Source organism: Delftia sp., assembly GCF_059499305.1.
Genome location: NZ_JCABYI010000009.1, coordinates 115462 through 128932 on the forward strand (window position 1 = coordinate 115462; position 13471 = coordinate 128932).

The window sequence follows — 13471 nt, forward strand, 5'->3', positions numbered from 1 at the left end:
TGGCCCCAACCGGCCAGCGCACAAGAGGAATCGAATGCAACGTGATGCAAGCAGGGAGGGGCGATGAACTACTACCCCTTCCATATCGGCGACTACATCGCCCATACAGCGCACCTCGATCCCATCGAGGACTGCGCATATCGCCGTCTGCTCGACGCCTACTACCTGAACGAGGGACCACTCCCGGCTGATGCTTCTGATGTCGCGCGCAAGATCCGCATGAAGGCCAATGCAGCGGATGTTGAGCGAGTGCTGAACGAGTTCTTCACCCTGACGGATGACGGATGGCTGCACGCTCGTTGCAACGACGAGATCTCCAAGATGAAGGAGAAGCAGTCGAAGGCTAAAGCGTCCGCTGAAGCATCGGTGCGCGCCCGTCAAGCGAAGGCTGTAGCGAACGTTTCCGAGAAGAAGAGCGACGAAGAAGCGGGCGGCGAACGAACGCTCAACGAACGCTCAACGGATGCTGAGCTACCAACACCAACACCAACACCAACACCAAATAAAGAAGAATCTGACGATTCTTCGTCGCCTTCGGCTCCTGCCAAGCCTGCCCGTGGCTCCGGCAAGCGATCCGCAGTGTCGTCCATCGACGGTGTGCCGGACAGCCTCTTCGCGGAATGGCTGCAGGTCCGCAAGGCAAAGAAGGCCGGGCCGGTGAGCCAGACCGTGGTTGAAGCGCTGCAGCGCGAGGCAGGCGCGGCGGGCATCACTGTCGAGCAGGCAGTTCGCACCTGCGTTGAGCGCGGATGGCAGGGCTTCAATGCCGAATGGCTCAGGAAGGCCCCTATTGGCCCCGCCATGCGTTCGTTTGACCCTGGTGCACCCGTAGAGACCTTCGCACAGCGCGCGGCCCGCCAGCGCGTCGAGGAGGTCTCGCCGATGGCCGCGAGAAAAGCTCCTGGCGCCGGGTTTGAGGCTGCCCAGCGATTCATGAACGGCGGCGACGTGATCGACGTGACGCCGCGCGCCCAGCCGCAGCTGGAGATCGACGGAGGCTCATATGGCCGTTGAGACCTTCACCGATGTGATCGAGGCCATCTTCACCAAGATGCAGGTCCGTTACGGCGCGACGTGGTTGCGCCAGTGGGAAGGCGTGGACATGAACCTGGTGAAGAGCGACTGGGGCAACGAGCTTTCCGGCTTCGCGCGCAACCTGGAGCCGCTGCGCTACGCCCTGCGCAACCTGCCGGACCGCTGCCCGAACGTGAGCCAGTTCCGCGCCATTGCCAACTGCTGCCCGCTGCCCGAGTTCAAGCAGCTGGAGGCGCCCCGGGCCAGCGAGAAGGTGGTTGCCGAGCAGATCGCCAAGCAGACCGACCTGAAGGCTGCGATGACGCCGCGCCACGACCCGAAGGAGTGGGCCAAGGTCATCGTCAAGAGGCACGAGATGGGCGAGCGCATCAGGCCCCTGGTTCTGCTGTTCGCGCGCCAGGCCCTGGGCATGGAGGGTAAGCAGAAATGGCAATGACCCTCATCCAGCACCTGAAGGCCGGCGCAGTCCTGCGCTACCGCCAAGGCTTCGGCTTCTACGTTGTCAAGGACGGCAAGACCACCAGCGTGAACCAGGCCGAGGCAGAGGCCGCAATCCGCGCCCGCCGCGTCCGCCCCGAGAGCAAAGAGGCCGACAAGTTCGGCGTCTACCACTTCGCATTGACCAACAAGGAGACGGCATGACCACTCACGAAATCAAGTGCCCGTTCCACTCCTGGGGCTTCGGAGAGGAAGACGGATGGGCGCCGGGTTGCCGAGTAGAGGTAGACGAGGTGTATGCCGGCCATGTGCTTGGCGAGGCAACGTGGCGCAAGGAGCACTCGTACATCGCGGACGCTTGGGGGCAAATGGTCATCCGCGAAATCCAGCGCGTGAGCATCGCCGGCTTCGAGGACCGGATTTTCTATGTGCGCACATGGCGCGACCCGGATGGCATTGAGTTCGGCAAGAAGGGGCTGAAGTGCAAGGGCGCGCGCGCCTTCGCTCGGATGCTGAAGGGATGGCGCCACCCGTTCTACATGGACGGCGAACTCGTCAACGTTCAGGAGGCCCCATGACCACATGCATCACCTGCCAGCACTGGCAGCCCAAGAAAACAGACCCAGGCATGCGCCGCCTCGGATTCGCCCAGTGCATGAAGCGCACCAAGGGCCACACGTACAGCGCAACCGCGCCGGCCTGTGAACAGCACAAGGCAGTAACTCAAGAGCAGGCCCAAGCGAGGGCCGAGTGGATCAACAAAGGAGTGGGGCAATGAGCAAGACACACGAGAAAGCCGGCGTGCAGCTGCCGGAGCCGGATGCATTCATGGATGTTGAGGACCAGCACTACCTGGGGACATCGGGCGAATGGTGCGTGAGCGGCCGTCGTTGCGACGACGAGGATCTTGCGCTTTTCAGCAAGAAGACTGTCGAGGAGCTGCTTCAAAAGCAGCATCAGGAAATCGCCAGTGCGCTGGCCGAGTACGACAAATTGCGCGACGCGATGAGCGCGCAGTCGGGCTGCAGGGATGGCGGCTGCTTGGTGAAGCGCCCGCAGGGCATGCACACGAACGGCGGCTGCAAATGCCACCGTGACCAGATCGTTTCCCAGCGAATGATGTACGCCGGCCAGCGCCTGGCTGATGTCGTCCGCGCTTTCGTCCAGGAGGCCGCATGAGCAAGACAGAGACACAGAGCAGAGCAGAGTCCTTGGCCAAGATGCTGGAGTTCGGCGCGTTCTCGCCGAATCTGCTCCAGAACGAGATCGGTGTTCGCAAGGGGGCCGCCGCCGAGCTGCGCCGCCTGGACGCAGAGAACAAGGCCCTGCGGGAGTTGCTTGGCGCATCGCCGGCCGTGCCGCATGGGTTCGCCCTGGTGCCGGTCGTGCCTACGCGGCGGATGCTGGATGTGGGCCGGTGGTCTGGCGCGGGCAGTGTGAGCATTCAGGAGGAATGGGCGCGCAAGGAAGTGTGGCACCGCATGCTGGCAGCAGCGCCCCAGGCAGCAGCCAAGACAGGAGACGCAGCATGACCGAGCGCGAAATGCTGGAGGCGGCTGCACGGGCCATGGGACTGCAACAGACCGGGTGGCTTGATGGGCATGAGCCAATGCAAGCCGTTCTGGTTGCCGATGGGGACTATCAGCGGCTGTGGAATCCGCTCAATGACGGAGCACAGGCTCTTGACCTGGCCGCCGCCCTACGCATCAGCGTGGAGCACAACCACCCGGCAGACAACCATCCGTGGGTCTGCGCCAGCGTTGATGGATACGTTGGGCCGGGGCAGCAGTTTGTCGAAGACGTCCCCGACGAATCCCAGCGCGCGGACCGTATGCGCCTGGCCATCCTGCGCTGTGCTGCGGCTCAGCTGCCAAGGGAGGTTGCATGACCCGATATCAAGCACTGCGCCGCATGGGCTTCGACCCGCTGGCTTCTGGCTTCGTCGCCTTCCTAAACTTCCTGTTCGGCGCGCCGCGCAACGAGATCCGCGTGATGCACACGGTCATCGAGTTCGAGGCAGAGGAAGAGCAGCGGGGCGCGACCCTGATCGAGCTGCTGGCCAGGCACCTGGACACATGGCCGCCTGGCTATGGCCGGGTGATCCAGTGGAAGGACGGGTCGGTCTGGGCTTGCGCTGGGTATGGCCATGGCATCGAGCTCTTCCAGATTGCCGAGATCGCCACCGACCGAGCAACTTCCGTGGCCACTGAAGCCAAGTGGCTCGCACAGCGCGCGAAGGAGCAAGCATGATGCCCCGCATCCGCAAAGAGAACGGCGTCTGGCTGTGCTTCAGTCCGTTCTATCGGGGTTTCTTCCTGGCTGGCCGCGTCTACGGCTTCGGCCTCACGCCCCAGGCCGCCTACGAGTCGTGGGCGGGGAAGGGGGCGCAGGCATGACCTACCTCGAATTCATCTTCAGCAGCCTCTGGGTGTTCTTCGGCGTTCTGCTGCTCTTGGTCGTCGGCCTTGATGGGTTGGCGAAGGTCATCCGGGCTTTTAGGGGGCGTCATGACTGACCGAGCCCCCATCGATCCGCAGGTGGCCGTGGACTACATGCTCCAGACCGCGCCCCGCTACGCCGCTGCGAAAGCAAAGCGCGTGCAGCTGGAGGAGTTCCGCAAGAGCAAGAAGGCCATCCTGATGCAGCAGTCCGAAGGGAAGACCGTGGCGGACCGCGAGGCCTCCGCATACGCCCACCCGGAGTACATCGAGCTGCTGAATGGCCTGGAGGCTGCCGTGGAAGCCGAAGAACTCTTCCGCTGGAAGATGAAGGCGGCAGAGCTGCAGGTGGAGATCTGGCGAAGCCAGGAGGCGAGCAGCCGCGCAGAGGGGAGGGCGGTCCGATGAACAAAGCCATGTACGCCCTGGGCCGGCTCAAGACCGGACAGATGAATAAGACCGAGCAGGCCTATGCCCAGCACCTGAGCAGCCAGCAGCACGCCGGCTTGATCCAGTGGCACAAGTTCGAGGGCATCAAGCTGCGCCTGGCCGACAACACCTTCTACACGCCTGACTTCGCCGTCATGAGCGCGGATGGCGTGATGGAGTGCCACGAGGTCAAGGGCTTCTGGCAGGACGACGCCAGGGCAAAGATCAAGGTCGCGGCCGACCTCTACCCCTTCCGCTTCGTCGCCATCAAGGCCAAGGCCAAGAAGGACGGCGGCGGCTGGGCTTTGGAGGAGTTCTGATGCTCAACAAGCTCAACGCCAAAGAGCGCGCGCACCTCGGCCGCGTCAAGGAGCTGCCCTGCAGCGTCTGTAATGCGCCCGGGCCGAGCGAGGCCCACCACACAAAGCAGGGAAACCAGTACAGCTGCATCGCCCTGTGCCCAGACTGCCATCGTGGCAGCTTCAACGGACTGCACGGCCAGCGCCGCATGTGGTCGGTCATGAAGATGGATGAAAACGACGCGCTGAACGTGACCGTGCAGCGCCTGATGAGCAACTGAAGAAAGAGAGCCACGCATGAAACGAGACCTGAACCTGACCGTGCCCGTGGAGTTGCGCCAGGCTGAGGAGTTACTGGAGCGATACGGTCGCTGGGCCCAGGACCGCTACAAGAAGCAGCGGTGCGCCAGCGCAGAGGGCAAGTACGTCCCACCGCCGCCGCCCATGAAGGACCGCGAGGAACCCATGGAGCCTTTAATGCCGGACTGGAGCGCCATGCAGGTCCAGCGCGCGCTGCAGGTCGTGCCCATGCAGTTCCGTCGCATCCTCCTGGCCCTGTACATCCCGCAGAAGGAGCATCCCAATGCCGCGCGCCGGCGCATGAACGCCACCAACCAGCAATGGCACCAAGGCCGGATCAATGGCCTTCGCTCGTTCTGGTCGTCATATTCGCGCCGGGACTTGCGCGGCTTGACAGGTGGTGCCATAATCGCGACCACTTACCGCGACACTGAGTCGTGCGCCCCGGTTACCTGAAGGTAGCCGGAGGCGTGAGAAACACAAAAGCCCGCAAGGTTCACGCCCTGCGGGCTTTTCCATTTGCGCCCGAACCAGCCGGGACGCGCGCTGCGGGATAGGCGCGCGGGAATGTCTCGCCACAAGCTGCGGAGCTGGTCAGCGAACGGCATCCCCTCAGCGCCCCAGCAGGCGTAAGTCCGATGAGGGAACCCACACCAGAGCCACACAGTGGCCGCCAAGCAAACCGCCCCAGTGGCGGTTTTTTCGTTTCAGACCACGAAAGGACAGCTATGCAAGCATTTGCGCCCCTGGTCGTCATCGTTGATGGCGAGCCCCTGGCCTCCACTGAAACCATCTGCCAGGGCATGAAGGCCCAGCACGCCAGCACCATGAAGCTGCTGCGCCGGCATCGCGCCGCCATGGAGCGGTTCGGCTTGGTCAGATTTGAAATCCGGGCAAGAGCGGAAGGGTCGCATGGCGGTGGCGATGTCGAATACGCGCTTCTGAACGAGCAGCAGGCGGCCTTGCTGATTTCGCTCATGCGCAACACCGCCGCCGTCGTAGCCTTCAAGGCGGACCTGATCTCCGAGTTCTTCCGTATGCGTGATGCGTTGAACCAGCGCGGGCATGACCTCTGGAAACAGCTGCAGGCCGCCATCGCCCAGGAGGTCGAATCCAAAGTCCGCGCCTCCTTCGGATCGCACCTGATGCTGGAGCGCAAGAAGGAAAAGGCGCCGCTGCTGGCCCGCATCGAAAGCCTCAACGCCGAGATCCAGCCCGCGCTTCCGCTGCACTGATCACCACTGGTTCTTCGTGGTTGCCCGCTTCGGCGGGCTTTTTTATTCGCGGCCTTGGCCTATCGGTCGGGCATCAGACTTCCAAGCTGAGGAGCCGGGTTCGATCCCCGGAGGCCGCTCCAGTTCGCCACCGCTCGGGCGCGCCCAACACGCCTAACTCGCTCAGGACGCCTTGCCCGCAGCGGTGGCACCTATTCCAGAAAGGGCCTGCCATGGCAACACCGGCAAAGGCAAAGCCGGCTGCTGTCATCGGCGCCCGGCCATATCCACCCGCCGACCTGTGGCGCTACGTCCCGGCTGAAGGGGTGGGGGAGTGGGTCCAGTCCGAGATCCTGGCCGACGATGGCCGCATCCACAATCCGGACCACGCGCACCTGATCGACGCTGATCTGGTGTTCCTCTGGGCACCTGGCGGATTCACCAAGGCCATGAAGACCGTGATCGGTCAGGCTGAGGAAGTGATGATCCGAGCCGGCGGCTGGCAGAAGGGGCGGCAGGAGCAGCAGTTCTACGACTGGTTCGGTCGCGTGCCCGCTTTCATGATCACCCTGGACGCCAGCTACTGCGCCCAATGCTCGGATGCCGAGTGGTGCGCTCTGGTGGAGCATGAGCTGTACCACGTCGCCCAGGCTCAGGATGAGTTCGGCGCGCCCCGCTTCGGGAAGGACGGAAAGCCGAAGCTGAAGATTCGCGGCCATGACGTGGAGGAGTTCGTCGGCGTGGTCAAGCGCTACGGCCCTTCGGTCGATGTCAAGCGGCTCGTTGATGCGGCTAACGCCGGCCCTGAGCTGCGCCTGGGGAACATCGCTCACGCATGCGGCACCTGTCTGAAGGTTGCGGCATAACATTCACCACTCATATACAGGAGAGCGCATATGGCGAGGCTCGATGAGGCGGTCAAGCGCTTCATTGTGCAAGCGCTCGCCTGCTACGACACGCCGTCTCAAGTGGCTGAGGCGGTCAAGGAGGAATTCGGCCTGGTGCTAGACCGCGCGCATGTGGCGGTCTACGACCCGACGAAGGCGTCTGGCAAGGACCTGTCCAAGAAGTGGCGGGACCTGTTCGAGGAGACCCGCAAGCGCTTCCGCAAGGAGGTGGCGGAGATTCCGATTGCCGATCAGGCGTACCGACTGCGGCAGCTCCAGCGCATGCTGCAGGACGCCATGTCACGCAAGAACGTGGTGCTCGCGTCCCAGCTGCTGGAGCAGGCCGCGAAGGAGGCCGGCGGCGCGTTCTCGAATCGCCGCGAGATCAGCGGGCCGAACGGCGGCCCGGTGCCCGTGGCGCCGACCGTGATCGAACTGGTGGCTCCGAATGTCCAAGGCAAGGATTGAACTGCCGCCCAAACTGATCCCGGTGTTCAGCGGCGAGGCGCGATACCGGTGCGCGCACGGTGGCCGGGGGTCTGCAAAGACCCGCAGCTTCGCCATGATGACGGCGGTACGCGCGTACATGTTCGCCGAGGCCGGTGTGTCCGGGGTGATTCTGGGCGCGCGGGAGTACATGAACAGCCTGAGCGAGTCCTCGATGGAGGAGATCAAGCAGGCCATTCGCTCGGTGCCGTGGCTCGATGCCTACTTCGAGATCGGCGAGCAGTACATCCGCACGAAGAACCGCCGCGTCTCCTACGTGTTCGCCGGCCTGCGCCACAACCTGGACAGCATCAAGTCCAAGGCGCGCATCCTGATCGCCTGGGTTGATGAGGCGGAAAGCGTCAGCGAGGTGGCATGGCAGAAGCTGGCTCCCACGGTGCGCGAGCAGGGCTCCGAGATCTGGGTGACATGGAACCCAGAGAAGGACGGCAGCCCCACGGACAAGCGGTTTCGCAAGGAGCCGCCGCCGAATTCGAAGGTTGTCGAGCTGAATTACTCGGACAACCCCTGGTTTCCCGAGGTGCTCGACCAAGAGCGCCAGGCCGACCGCGACCGGCTGGACGACCAGACCTACGCCTGGGTATGGGATGGCGCGTACCGCGAGAACAGCGATGCGCAGATCCTGTCGGGCAAGTACCGCGTGGCCGAGTTCGATCCGCAGCCGGGCTGGGATGGGCCGTACTTCGGGCTGGACTGGGGATTCTCCCAAGACCCGACCGCTGGCGTGAAGTGCTGGGTCGGGGATGGTCGGCTCTGGATCGAGTACGAGGCCGGCAAGGTCGGGTTGGAGAACGACGACATCGCCGACTACGTGATCCAGCGGCTGCCGGGCATCGAGCAGCACACGGTGCGCGCCGACTCCGCGCGACCCGAGACGATCAGCCACGTCAAGAGCAGGGGCCGCGACGGCAAGCGCCAGTGCCTGCCCAAGCTAGAAGCCGTGGAGAAGTGGAAGGGCAGCGTAGAGGACGGCATCGCTCACCTGCGCGGCTACAAGGAAATCGTCATCCATGAGCGGTGCGCCCAGGTGCTGCGCGAGGCCCGGCTCTACAGCTACAAGGTGGACCGCAAGAGCGGCGACGTGCTCACGGACATCGTGGACGCGAACAACCACTACATCGACGCATTGCGTTATGCGCTTGGCCCGCTGATCAAGCGCGCCGGGTATTCCTGGAGAGGCTTCTGATGGGCATCATCAAAAACATGGCTGATGGGCTCGTCAACATCGTGGCGAACCTGGGCACCGCGCGCGACAAGGCGGCGCACAACCACTACGTCGTGACCCCATGGACGCCTCAGCAACTGGAGGCGATCTATCGGTCCACCTGGCTGGCCCGGGCCATCATCGACTACCCGGCTGAGGACGCCACCCGGAAATGGCGCCAGTGGCGCGCCGAGGCCGAGCAGATCACCAAGATCGAGCGCCTGGAGAAGGCGCTGCACCTCAAGCGCCGCGTGCAGGATGCCGTGACGGCCGCGCGGCTGTACGGCGGGGCGGCGATCTACCTGAACACGAAGACGGCGAAGCAGGAGCTGCCGCTGCAGGTGGGCAAGGAGGAGATCCGATCCCTGGTGGTTCTGACCCGGAACAACCTGACCCCGGACCAGGTGGTGCGCGACATCGACAACCCCTACTACGGGCGACCAGAGTTCTACACGCTGTCCACGGGCGACAACGCCGGGCAGGTGCGCATTCACGCAAGCCGGCTGGTGATCTTCCGGGGCGCCGCGCTCCCCGAGGATGCGAACGCCGCTGCCCAGAACCAAGGATGGGGCGACAGCGTGCTGCAGTCCACAATGGACGCCGTCCAGCACATGGACAGCACCATGGCCAACATGGCATCGCTGGTCTTCGAGGCCAAGGTGGACGTGCTGAAGTTCAATGGCTTCGCCTCGATGCTGGAGGACGAGGGGAACGATGCGGTACTCGCGCGCCGGCTGAGCACACAGGCGGCCATGAAGGGCATCAACGGCGCCCTGGTCATCGACGCCGAGGACGACTACGAGCAGAAGAGCGCCAACTTCGCCGGCCTGCCGGACGTGGTGGCCAAGTTCATGGATGCCGTGTCGGGCGCCTCGCGCATCCCAGTCACGCGCCTGTACGGCCGCGCCGCCGTGGGTCTGTCTGGCTCCGGCGACGGCGACGAGCGCGTGTACTTCGACCGCATCGGGCACATCCAGGCAACGGAGATCCAGCCGGCCATGGAGCTGCTGGACGAGTGCCTGATCTGGCAGGCCCTGGGCAAGCGGCCCGAGGAGATCTATTTCGAGTGGCGCCCGTTGCGGCAGCTGACCGAGACCGAGCGGGCCGAGATCTTCGCGAAGACCGCATCGGCCGCGCGCTCGCTGGCCGGTCCTGCCGCCGGGGAGCTGATCCCCATGGACGCGCTGTCCGATGCGCTGGTCAACGAGCTGACGGAGCAGGGGATGCTGCCCGGTCTGGAGCAGGCCGTGGAGGACTTCGGGAGCCTGCGCGAGCAGGGCCTGCCGGCCGAAGGCGAGGAAGACCCGCCAGCCACTGGTGTCGCGCCGCTGGCCGACGCCGCGCCACGCCCGCTGTATGTCAGCCGCAAGGTGCTCAACGCCGCCGAGATCCTGGCCCATTACCGGGGGCAGGGCATCGGCAACCTGGTGGCCGCCGCAGACATGCACGTGACCATCACCTACAGCCGCCAGCCGGTGAACTGGATGGCGATGGGCGAGGCCTGGGGCAGCGAGCTTGTCGTCAACGCCGGCGGCGCGCGGCTGATGGAGGCCTTCGGGGAAAGCAAGGACACGGCCGTGCTGGCGTTCGTCAGCAGCAACCTGTCCTGGCGCCACGAGGAGATGGTGCGCGCCGGCGCGACCTGGGACTGGCCCGAGTACCAGCCGCACATCTCGATCTCCTACGCCTTCACCGGCGACATCGATGCCATCGAGCCCTGGCGCGGCGAGATCAAGCTGGGCCCCGAGATCTTCGAGGCCCTGGACGAAAACTGGAAGGAGAAGTGATATGGAAACGTTTCAGCAGCCGAAGATCACCGGCTACCGCCAGCTGACCGAGGCCGAGGCCGCCCTGATGAACGAGATCAAGGCCCAGGGCGTGGTGCTCGGGGCCTTGGTTGAGCGTCTGCAGGCCGCACCCGATGTGGATGGCCGCTGGGTTGCCATCGGGGCAACTGACCTGCAGACCGGCCTGATGGCGCTCACTCGCGCCGTGGCCCGGCCGACGACCTTCTGAGGCGCGCCATGAACGTGAAATTCGCTGATCGCGTGGCCGTGGGCGAGCTGAAGGAGACCCGCGAGGGCTACCTGGTGGCCACGGCCCGCGTGGCGCGCACCGGCGTGCAGCTGTACTACGCGAGCGAGCTGGGCGACGTGGCGCGGGATGCCGGCTTCAAGCCTGGCGACGTGGTGCGGGTCTATCGGCATCCGGACGAGGTGTTCCACCCCGACTCGCTGGCCAGCATTACGAGGCTTCCCATAACCGTTGACCACCCCAGTGAGGAAGTCACCGGTGCGAACTGGTCGAAGTATGCGGTGGGCGAGATCGGGGACGCCTACAGCACGGAGCCCGAATGGATCGTGGTCAATCCCATGATCAAGGACGCCGGAGCGACCAAGGCCGCGCGCACGACCCATCAGGAAATCTCGATGGGCTACAGCGCCGCCATCGTCCCGGCCCGCGACGGTCTGGAGGCCGACTTCGAGCAGCGCGGCATTCGCTACAACCACCTCGCCCTGGTGCCCAAGGGCCGCGCCGGCGAGAAGGCGCGCATCGGCGATTCCTGGGGCGCGAGCCCTGTCCAAGATTTTCAACCGGGCATTTCGCCCACAACTGTGAAGGAGGGTCGCATGAGCGATCAAACCAAGACGGTGGTTCTGGGCGACAAGGCTGCCCAGGGCCTGACCGCAGATGCCGCCGCCGTGATCGAGGCCTACAAGGCCGACATGACCAAGCAGCTGGCCGACGCCATGGCAGCGAAGAAGAAGTCCGACGAAGAGAAGGACGAGGAAATCGGCAAGCTCAAGGCCGAGGTCAAGAAGGCCAAGGACGCCGCTGTCATCGACGTGGACGCCCTGGTGGCCGCGCGCACCGAGCTGGTGGGCCAGGTCAAGGCCATGGACGCCAGCATCGACCCCAAGGGCAAGACCGACGCCGAGCTGCGCAAGGCCGCCGTGCTGGCCAAGCTGGGTGACGAGACCGTCAAGGGCGCCAACGACGACCAGATCACCGGCATGTTCAAGGCCCTGGCCAAGGACGCCGCCACCACGAACCCCGTGGCCACCGCGCTGCGCAGTGGCGTGGTCAACGTGGGCGACGCCCAGTCCCTGGCCGACAAGGCGCTGGCCACCGCCAATGCCGACCTCAACGCCTGGCGCACCAAGCAGTAAAGGAGGGCACACACCATGCCTATTCAGTTCAAGGAAAGCATTGCCCCCTTCGCCGTTGGCCGCCGCGTCAACATGGAAGAGTGGAACACCTTCACCCGCACCAAGGAAGGCTCCGGCACGCTGGGCTTCGGCGTCCCGGTCAAGCCCGGCACTGGTGCACACACCTGCGTCCAGATCACGGCCACCACCGGCGAGAACGTGCTGGGCATCACCGAGGCCTCGCAGGTCCTGCCGCGCCCCGGTGACGGCTACGCGCAGTACGACAACGTCGGCATCTGCGAATCGGGCGTCATCGGCGTGCTGCTGGGCGCCAACGTGACCAAGGGCCAGGCGGCCCGCTGGAACACGGCCGCCAATAACTGGACCGGCGCTGCCCAGTCCGCCACCGTGGTGACCATCCCCGGCGCACAGTTCGAGGAAGACGGCGTCAGCGGCGCGGTCGGCGTCGTGCGCTACCGCCGCCCCGTCCCCTCGCTTTCTGTTTCGGGAGCCTAAAAAATGCACCAATTCACTGACCAACAAGCGCTCGCTTTCGTCACCGGCCAGGCCTACCAGATCAACCAGCGTGTCTACGAGACGCGCTACCCCGACTGGGACTACGGCCGCCTGATCTACGTGGACACCTCGTCCCCCGAGTGGTCCCCTGGCATCCTGACCTATACGTCGAACAACACCGGCCGCGCCAACTGGCAGTCCGGATATGCCAAGGACATCCCTCTGGCCGACGTGGACCAGGATCAACAGATCAAGACCTTCCAGCTGGCGGCTATCGGCTACCAGTTCAACATGGAAGAGGTCAACACGACCATGGGCTTCCCAGGCGCCGGCCTGCCGGACCGCCGCGCCAAGTCTGCGCGCCTGGCGTACACGAAGTTCATGTACGACCTCACGGTGAAGGGCAGCCCGGAAAAAGGCATGGGTGGCCTGATCAACTACAGCGGCGTCGTGGTGAGCAACGCACCAGCCGACGGCACGGGAAGCTCTCCGTTGTGGGTGAATGCAGCCGGCGTGGGCGTGAAGACTCCCGCCCAGATCGTGCGCGACGTGAACATCGCTCTGCAGGGCGTTTCGACGGCCACTTTCCAAGCCGAACTGGCCGACACGATCCTGATGCCCGACGAGGCATTCAACTACATCGCCGCGACGCCCTACAGCGCCACGACGATGGAGACCATCCTGTCGTTCCTGATGCGCACGAACCTGTACACGATGAAGACGGGCCTGCCCCTGACCATCCGCACGGTTCGCGAGTTGAGCACTGGCGCGGCCAACGGCACCACCGGCCGGCTCGTGGCCTACAAGAACGACGCTGAGTACGTGAAGCTGCATCTGCCGATGCCTCACCGCTTCCTTCCGGTGTGGCAGGACGGCCCGATGAACTTCGCCATCCCTGGCATCTTCCGCACCGGCGGCGTCGAGCTGCTGACCACGGTGGCCATGCGCTACCTGGACCATATCAGCGAACCGCCCACCCCCTGACGGGCCTGGGTTGAGGGCTACGGCCCTTGACCCGGCATACCCAGTCCATTGCCCCGCAGTGGGCTTTTCTA

The 13471-nt window shown here is 64.7% G+C and carries 24 protein-coding genes and 1 tRNA gene; all 25 read left to right on the forward strand.

The annotated features are described in order from the left end of the window. The first annotated feature begins 63 nt into the window (after positions 1-63). Positions 64-1014 (forward strand): YdaU family protein, encoded by a 951-nt coding sequence (locus AC5I49_RS06770; protein WP_495789057.1) that lies wholly within the window; start codon positions 64-66, stop codon positions 1012-1014. Then, a complete protein-coding gene (locus tag AC5I49_RS06775; RefSeq protein ID WP_495789058.1) occupies positions 1004-1471 on the forward strand; it encodes a hypothetical protein in 468 nt (155 codons plus the stop codon). The genes AC5I49_RS06770 and AC5I49_RS06775 overlap by 11 nt, the downstream gene beginning before the upstream one ends. Next, a complete protein-coding gene (locus AC5I49_RS06780; RefSeq protein WP_495789059.1) occupies positions 1468-1677 on the forward strand; it encodes a hypothetical protein in 210 nt (69 codons plus the stop codon). The genes AC5I49_RS06775 and AC5I49_RS06780 overlap by 4 nt, the downstream gene beginning before the upstream one ends. Next, positions 1674-2051: a hypothetical protein gene (locus tag AC5I49_RS06785; RefSeq protein ID WP_495789060.1), complete on the forward strand. Its 378-nt coding sequence runs from the start codon at positions 1674-1676 to the stop codon at positions 2049-2051. The genes AC5I49_RS06780 and AC5I49_RS06785 overlap by 4 nt, the downstream gene beginning before the upstream one ends. Next, positions 2048-2251: a hypothetical protein gene (locus AC5I49_RS06790; RefSeq protein WP_495789061.1), complete on the forward strand. Its 204-nt coding sequence runs from the start codon at positions 2048-2050 to the stop codon at positions 2249-2251. The genes AC5I49_RS06785 and AC5I49_RS06790 overlap by 4 nt, the downstream gene beginning before the upstream one ends. Beyond that, entirely contained in the window at positions 2248-2652 is a 405-nt protein-coding gene (locus tag AC5I49_RS06795; protein WP_495789062.1) for a hypothetical protein, read from the forward strand. The genes AC5I49_RS06790 and AC5I49_RS06795 overlap by 4 nt, the downstream gene beginning before the upstream one ends. Next, a complete protein-coding gene (locus AC5I49_RS06800; protein ID WP_495789063.1) occupies positions 2649-3005 on the forward strand; it encodes a hypothetical protein in 357 nt (118 codons plus the stop codon). Before AC5I49_RS06795 ends, AC5I49_RS06800 begins: the two co-directional genes overlap by 4 nt. Continuing rightward, on the forward strand, positions 3002-3361 hold the full coding sequence (locus AC5I49_RS06805; protein WP_495789064.1) for a hypothetical protein: 360 nt from the start codon (positions 3002-3004) through the stop codon (positions 3359-3361). Before AC5I49_RS06800 ends, AC5I49_RS06805 begins: the two co-directional genes overlap by 4 nt. After that, positions 3358-3723: a hypothetical protein gene (locus AC5I49_RS06810; protein WP_495789065.1), complete on the forward strand. Its 366-nt coding sequence runs from the start codon at positions 3358-3360 to the stop codon at positions 3721-3723. Before AC5I49_RS06805 ends, AC5I49_RS06810 begins: the two co-directional genes overlap by 4 nt. Beyond that, on the forward strand, positions 3720-3869 hold the full coding sequence (locus AC5I49_RS06815) for a hypothetical protein (RefSeq protein WP_495789066.1): 150 nt from the start codon (positions 3720-3722) through the stop codon (positions 3867-3869). Before AC5I49_RS06810 ends, AC5I49_RS06815 begins: the two co-directional genes overlap by 4 nt. Beyond that, a complete protein-coding gene (locus AC5I49_RS06820; RefSeq protein WP_495789067.1) occupies positions 3866-3988 on the forward strand; it encodes a hypothetical protein in 123 nt (40 codons plus the stop codon). Before AC5I49_RS06815 ends, AC5I49_RS06820 begins: the two co-directional genes overlap by 4 nt. Beyond that, positions 3981-4319, forward strand: coding sequence for a hypothetical protein (locus AC5I49_RS06825; RefSeq protein WP_495789068.1), 339 nt, complete (start codon positions 3981-3983; stop codon positions 4317-4319). The genes AC5I49_RS06820 and AC5I49_RS06825 overlap by 8 nt, the downstream gene beginning before the upstream one ends. After that, positions 4316-4660, forward strand: a complete 345-nt coding sequence (locus tag AC5I49_RS06830; protein WP_495789069.1) for a PDDEXK family nuclease — start codon at positions 4316-4318, stop codon at positions 4658-4660. The genes AC5I49_RS06825 and AC5I49_RS06830 overlap by 4 nt, the downstream gene beginning before the upstream one ends. Continuing rightward, the gene (locus tag AC5I49_RS06835; protein ID WP_495789070.1) at positions 4660-4920 is read left to right on the forward strand and encodes a hypothetical protein; all 261 of its coding nucleotides are present in this window, start codon (positions 4660-4662) and stop codon (positions 4918-4920) included. The genes AC5I49_RS06830 and AC5I49_RS06835 overlap by 1 nt, the downstream gene beginning before the upstream one ends. A gap of 16 nt (positions 4921-4936) precedes the next feature. Continuing rightward, complete coding sequence (locus AC5I49_RS06840; protein WP_495789071.1) at positions 4937-5395, forward strand: hypothetical protein; 459 nt, start codon at positions 4937-4939, stop codon at positions 5393-5395. Between the two features lie 272 nt (positions 5396-5667). Further along, complete coding sequence (locus tag AC5I49_RS06845; protein ID WP_495789172.1) at positions 5668-6174, forward strand: Rha family transcriptional regulator; 507 nt, start codon at positions 5668-5670, stop codon at positions 6172-6174. A gap of 48 nt (positions 6175-6222) precedes the next feature. After that, positions 6223-6296: transfer RNA gene (locus AC5I49_RS06850), tRNA-Gly, on the forward strand. A 90-nt stretch (positions 6297-6386) separates the two neighbouring features. Further along, positions 6387-7019, forward strand: a complete 633-nt coding sequence (locus AC5I49_RS06855) for a putative metallopeptidase (protein ID WP_495789072.1) — start codon at positions 6387-6389, stop codon at positions 7017-7019. Positions 7020-7049: 30 nt separating this feature from the next. Beyond that, positions 7050-7508, forward strand: coding sequence for a DUF2280 domain-containing protein (locus AC5I49_RS06860; RefSeq protein WP_495789073.1), 459 nt, complete (start codon positions 7050-7052; stop codon positions 7506-7508). Further along, the gene (locus tag AC5I49_RS06865) at positions 7489-8733 is read left to right on the forward strand and encodes a PBSX family phage terminase large subunit (RefSeq protein WP_495789074.1); all 1245 of its coding nucleotides are present in this window, start codon (positions 7489-7491) and stop codon (positions 8731-8733) included. The genes AC5I49_RS06860 and AC5I49_RS06865 overlap by 20 nt, the downstream gene beginning before the upstream one ends. Beyond that, positions 8733-10538, forward strand: a complete 1806-nt coding sequence (locus AC5I49_RS06870; protein ID WP_495789075.1) for a phage portal protein — start codon at positions 8733-8735, stop codon at positions 10536-10538. Before AC5I49_RS06865 ends, AC5I49_RS06870 begins: the two co-directional genes overlap by 1 nt. Before the next feature lies 1 nt (position 10539). Beyond that, positions 10540-10767 (forward strand): Acb2/Tad1 domain-containing protein, encoded by a 228-nt coding sequence (locus AC5I49_RS06875; protein WP_495789076.1) that lies wholly within the window; start codon positions 10540-10542, stop codon positions 10765-10767. Between the two features lie 8 nt (positions 10768-10775). After that, the gene (locus AC5I49_RS06880; RefSeq protein WP_495789077.1) at positions 10776-11921 is read left to right on the forward strand and encodes a DUF2213 domain-containing protein; all 1146 of its coding nucleotides are present in this window, start codon (positions 10776-10778) and stop codon (positions 11919-11921) included. A gap of 15 nt (positions 11922-11936) precedes the next feature. Beyond that, on the forward strand, positions 11937-12416 hold the full coding sequence (locus AC5I49_RS06885) for a structural cement protein Gp24 (RefSeq protein WP_495789078.1): 480 nt from the start codon (positions 11937-11939) through the stop codon (positions 12414-12416). A gap of 3 nt (positions 12417-12419) precedes the next feature. After that, a complete protein-coding gene (locus AC5I49_RS06890; RefSeq protein WP_495789079.1) occupies positions 12420-13400 on the forward strand; it encodes a DUF2184 domain-containing protein in 981 nt (326 codons plus the stop codon). Positions 13401-13471: the final 71 nt, after the last annotated feature.

Coding starts and splice junctions, on each gene's coding strand:
- AC5I49_RS06815 (WP_495789066.1), top strand. CDS start 3,720: ATGATGCCCCGCATCCGCAAAGAGAACGGCGTCTGGCTGTGCTTCAGT.
- AC5I49_RS06825 (WP_495789068.1), top strand. CDS start 3,981: ATGACTGACCGAGCCCCCATCGATCCGCAGGTGGCCGTGGACTACATG.
- AC5I49_RS06890 (WP_495789079.1), top strand. CDS start 12,420: ATGCACCAATTCACTGACCAACAAGCGCTCGCTTTCGTCACCGGCCAG.
- AC5I49_RS06830 (WP_495789069.1), top strand. CDS start 4,316: ATGAACAAAGCCATGTACGCCCTGGGCCGGCTCAAGACCGGACAGATG.
- AC5I49_RS06860 (WP_495789073.1), top strand. CDS start 7,050: ATGGCGAGGCTCGATGAGGCGGTCAAGCGCTTCATTGTGCAAGCGCTC.
- AC5I49_RS06845 (WP_495789172.1), top strand. CDS start 5,668: ATGCAAGCATTTGCGCCCCTGGTCGTCATCGTTGATGGCGAGCCCCTG.
- AC5I49_RS06880 (WP_495789077.1), top strand. CDS start 10,776: ATGAACGTGAAATTCGCTGATCGCGTGGCCGTGGGCGAGCTGAAGGAG.
- AC5I49_RS06800 (WP_495789063.1), top strand. CDS start 2,649: ATGAGCAAGACAGAGACACAGAGCAGAGCAGAGTCCTTGGCCAAGATG.
- AC5I49_RS06875 (WP_495789076.1), top strand. CDS start 10,540: ATGGAAACGTTTCAGCAGCCGAAGATCACCGGCTACCGCCAGCTGACC.
- AC5I49_RS06785 (WP_495789060.1), top strand. CDS start 1,674: ATGACCACTCACGAAATCAAGTGCCCGTTCCACTCCTGGGGCTTCGGA.
- AC5I49_RS06835 (WP_495789070.1), top strand. CDS start 4,660: ATGCTCAACAAGCTCAACGCCAAAGAGCGCGCGCACCTCGGCCGCGTC.
- AC5I49_RS06820 (WP_495789067.1), top strand. CDS start 3,866: ATGACCTACCTCGAATTCATCTTCAGCAGCCTCTGGGTGTTCTTCGGC.
- AC5I49_RS06885 (WP_495789078.1), top strand. CDS start 11,937: ATGCCTATTCAGTTCAAGGAAAGCATTGCCCCCTTCGCCGTTGGCCGC.
- AC5I49_RS06865 (WP_495789074.1), top strand. CDS start 7,489: ATGTCCAAGGCAAGGATTGAACTGCCGCCCAAACTGATCCCGGTGTTC.
- AC5I49_RS06840 (WP_495789071.1), top strand. CDS start 4,937: ATGAAACGAGACCTGAACCTGACCGTGCCCGTGGAGTTGCGCCAGGCT.
- AC5I49_RS06775 (WP_495789058.1), top strand. CDS start 1,004: ATGGCCGTTGAGACCTTCACCGATGTGATCGAGGCCATCTTCACCAAG.
- AC5I49_RS06805 (WP_495789064.1), top strand. CDS start 3,002: ATGACCGAGCGCGAAATGCTGGAGGCGGCTGCACGGGCCATGGGACTG.
- AC5I49_RS06770 (WP_495789057.1), top strand. CDS start 64: ATGAACTACTACCCCTTCCATATCGGCGACTACATCGCCCATACAGCG.
- AC5I49_RS06780 (WP_495789059.1), top strand. CDS start 1,468: ATGACCCTCATCCAGCACCTGAAGGCCGGCGCAGTCCTGCGCTACCGC.
- AC5I49_RS06855 (WP_495789072.1), top strand. CDS start 6,387: ATGGCAACACCGGCAAAGGCAAAGCCGGCTGCTGTCATCGGCGCCCGG.
- AC5I49_RS06810 (WP_495789065.1), top strand. CDS start 3,358: ATGACCCGATATCAAGCACTGCGCCGCATGGGCTTCGACCCGCTGGCT.
- AC5I49_RS06870 (WP_495789075.1), top strand. CDS start 8,733: ATGGGCATCATCAAAAACATGGCTGATGGGCTCGTCAACATCGTGGCG.
- AC5I49_RS06790 (WP_495789061.1), top strand. CDS start 2,048: ATGACCACATGCATCACCTGCCAGCACTGGCAGCCCAAGAAAACAGAC.
- AC5I49_RS06795 (WP_495789062.1), top strand. CDS start 2,248: ATGAGCAAGACACACGAGAAAGCCGGCGTGCAGCTGCCGGAGCCGGAT.